A 3,862-nucleotide genomic window follows, 5' to 3' on the forward strand; every position below is an offset into this window, starting at 1 on the left:
GCGGACGCCAAGAGCGCCCTCATCACCCTCGTCGAACACGCCCTCATGGCACGACTGAAGTAGGCGCCCACGGCGGGCCTCCGGCCCGCCGTCGGAAGTCGATCAACAAGTGGACGAACAAATACGGCAGTTGCCGTAAGAATCCGGTGAGCGGGCTGTGTCGTCTGACACGGCCCGCCCGGACGTTCATAACGTTTCGACAGAGAATTGCGACGCTTCGGACACGACACGCATCCAACTGGTGTCACTGTGCTCATCTGAGCCCCACTTTTTGGCGGGTCCTGCTCTTTATGCCCGTTTTATCTGTCGACGGCGCCGCCGGGATTCGCTCGATCGGGCTGTTTGGAACGCGGCCGCTTTACGTGCTGCAATGCACGAACTCCTGAGTAGTACGGCTCTGAAGCAGAAGAACGGCACATCGTAGGTGCCGACGCCGAGAGGTTGTTGGTCGAGTGAGGCGAAGCACGAATAGCGCCGCGGAGCAGCAGGCGCGGGGTAACTTCACCCCGCCCGCGCGCAACGAGGCGCCGCCTGCGGATGCGCCCGTAACGCCCCCGGCCGGTTCCGCCGCCGGCGGCAACCACAGCCGGTTCTCCCCGCGCCACTGGCATGTCGCGACGCGTCTGAACGCGATCCTGCTGCTGCCGGTGCTGATCGGCCTGATCATGGGCGGCTTCCAGGTGAAGACGTCCGTGGACACCTGGCAGGAGGCACGCGACGCGGAGAAGACCGCGCGCGTCGTCCAGGCCGCGTCCGAGTACGGCCAGGCGCTGCTCAACGAGCGTGACCTCACCGCCGAGCCGCTGCTCACCGCGAACAGCGACTCCGACCGCCAGGCCGGCGTCGTCAGCGACGCGTACGCCGCCACCGACGCCGCGAAGGCGAAGTTCGACGAGGCCGTCCGGGACATGCCCGAGGGGCAGGGCCTGGAGCGGCGCCTCACGCTGTTCCGCAAGGAGGAGCCGCAGCTCCAGGACCTGCGGAAGGCCGCGTACACCAAGCTTCTGGACCCGGTGAAGACCGAAGAGGGCTACACCAAGGTCCAGCACGTGCTCATGGAGTTCTCCAACGAGCTCGGCCTCGGCACCGGCAACGTCACGAGCTTCGGCCGTACCGTCTACGCCATCCAGCTGTCCAAGGCCGCCTCGTCGCTCCAGCGCTCGATCGGCATGCACCTGCTGCTGCGGCCGAGCAAGGACGACGAGGTCTTCAAGGCGCAGTCGAAGGCGTTCAACTCGTACAAGTACCTGGAGAACATCGCCATCGGCGAGTTCGTCTCCGGCGGTACCCAGGAGGACGTGGACCGGCTCACCGAGGTCATGACCCGCAAGGCGCAGGACGGCGCGAAGGACTTCGCCGCCATGCGCGTGCAGCCGCCGGTCGCCGAGACGGCCACGGGCGAGAAGTCCGTGTACGAGGGCATGACCAAGGAGATCGGCGAGGCCGAGGACGCCGACGAGATCAAGGCGCTGATCAAGCGCAAGCAGAACGGTGTCACGCCCGAGACCTGGATGGCCGTCTCGACGGCCAAGTTCGACGGCTACACCGAGGTCGAGAACGAGCTGCTGACGCAGGCGCTCAACGAGGCCACCCGGATCGCCGACGACGCCCGTACCGACGCGTTCGTCAACGGCGGCATCGTCGTGGTCGCGCTGCTCGCCGCGTTCATCCTGGCCGGCCTCATGGCGCGCCAGATGAGCCGTTCCATGCGCCGTCTGCGCCACGCCGCCCTCGGTGTCGCCGAGCAGCGCCTGCCGATGCTGGTCGACCAGCTGTCCCGTACCGACCCGGGCAAGGTGGACACCCGTGTCGAGCCGATCCCGATCGACACGCAGGACGAGATCGGCGAGGTCGCGCGCGCCTTCGACCAGGTCCACCGCGAGGCCGTCCGGCTCGCCGCCGAACAGGCCCTGCTGCGGGGCAACGTCAACGCGATCTTCACCAACCTGTCGCGGCGCAACCAGTCGCTGATCGAGGGCCAGCTGACCCTCATCACGGATCTGGAGAACAACGAGGCCGACCCGGACCAGCTGGAGAACCTCTTCAAGCTGGACCACCTGGCCACGCGCATGCGCCGCAACGGCGAGAACCTGCTGATCCTCGCCGGCGAGGAACCGGGCCGCCGCTGGGACCAGCCGGTCCCGCTGGTGGACGTCATGCGCGCCGCCACATCCGAGGTGGAGCAGTACGAGCGCATCGAGCTGTCGGGCGTGCCGGAGGCCGAGATCCACGGCCAGGCCGTGACCGACCTCGTGCACCTGCTCGCCGAGCTGCTGGAGAACGCCACCACGTTCTCGTCGCCGCAGACGAAGGTGCGGGTCACCGCGACGCGTCTGCCCGACGGCCGGGTGATGGTCGAGATCCACGACAAGGGCATCGGCCTCACCGCCGAGGACTTCGCGGACATCAACCACAAGCTGGCCAACCCGCCGACCGTGGACGTCGCGATCTCCCAGCGCATGGGCCTGTTCGTGGTCGGCCGCCTCGCCGACCGGCACGGCATCCGTGTCCAGCTGCGCCCGTCGGGCGAGCAGGCCGGTACGACGTCGCTGGTCATGCTGCCGGACGCGATCACCCACGGTGGTGGTGGCGAGCCGCTCCAGGAGGACTTCACGGTCTCCCAGATCATCCCGGAGCAGAAGGCGTTCGAGTCGGCCCCGCTGCGGACCGCCGCGGAGCTGGGCTTCGACGACTCCCGCTACGAGCAGCAGCAGGACGGCGCCTCGCTGGACTCGGTGGGCCGCTCCCGGCTGCGCGAGGAGCGCCGTGCCGCGCTCGGCGCGCAGCTCCAGGGCGGTCCGTCGCACGAGGAGCGGGACCAGGAGCGGTACGAGCAGGACCAGGAGCGGTACGAGGGCGGCTACGAGGCCCCGTACGAGCAGCAGGGCGCCCAGGGCGGCTACGAACAGGGCGGGTACGAGCAGCAGCCCGGCTACGGCGATTTCCAGCCGCAGGAGGGCTACCAGGGCGACGGCGCGGGCTACCGCGACGGCGACGGGTTCCAGGGCGACGGCTACGGCACGGAGGGCGAGTACCGGGACGGCGGCGAGTACCGCCAGGACGGGTACGGGAACGGGAACGGCGGCGACTATGCCACCGGCGAGTACCCTGGGCCCTCGTATGCGGAAGGCGGCTTCCCGGGTCGCGAGGCCGAGCAGCCCTCGTACGACGGCTCGTACGGCGCCCAGCCCGACCAGGGCACGTGGCCGGCGCCGAACACGTACCAGGGCGGTTACGACGGCGGCTACGCCGGCGAATCGGAATCTGCCCCAGCCGCTCCCACGAACGAGCCGGACCGCGTAGGCTTCGACCGTCCGGGTTCCGTGCCGAACGCCGACCACCAGCTGACCGACGCGGGTCTGCCGCGCCGTGGCAGCGTGCGGGCGGCCGAGGAGCGGCCGAGCCTGAACCGGGACCCCCAGCAGGACTCTGCGGACCAGCGTGCCCAGCAGGTCCGGCAGGCTCCCCAGAGCGACGCGAACGCGTCCGAGGACTGGCGTTCGACCAACGACGAGCGCTGGCAGCGGGCCGGGAAGCTCAAGGAGCCGAAGGCCGGCGGGGTCACGGCTTCCGGGCTGCCCCGGCGGGTTCCCAAGGCGAACCTGGTCGAGGGAACCGCGGAACAGACCCCGCAGGGCGGCCCACAGGTCTCCCGTGCCCCCGAGGACGTCCGCGGCAGGTTGAGCAACCTGCGGCGCGGTGTCCAGCAGGGGCGCAACGCGGGAACGGACATGAACGGATCGGCCACTTACGATCAGCACAGTGGCCCGGGTAGTACCTACAACCAGGAGCGTTAGTGTGAGCCCGATGAGCCAGGCGGCGCAGAATCTGAACTGGTTGATCACCAATTTCGTGGACAACA

General features: G+C 69.1%; 1 protein-coding gene and 2 pseudogenes. All 3 read left to right on the forward strand.

The window, feature by feature from the left end; translation table 11 throughout:
• Positions 1–63, forward strand: a pseudogene (locus J116_RS31420) (ATP-binding protein); the annotation flags it as partial.
• A 389-nt stretch (positions 64–452) separates the two neighbouring features.
• Positions 453–3,797, forward strand: a complete 3,345-nt coding sequence (locus J116_RS28040; protein WP_023591445.1) for a sensor histidine kinase — start codon at positions 453–455, stop codon at positions 3,795–3,797.
• Between the two features lies 1 nt (position 3,798).
• A pseudogene (locus J116_RS29630) lies at positions 3,799–3,862 on the forward strand (roadblock/LC7 domain-containing protein); the annotation flags it as partial.

Origin of the sequence: Streptomyces thermolilacinus SPC6, from assembly GCF_000478605.2 — a bacterium.
In the GTDB taxonomy this organism is placed as follows: domain Bacteria; phylum Actinomycetota; class Actinomycetes; order Streptomycetales; family Streptomycetaceae; genus Streptomyces; species Streptomyces thermolilacinus.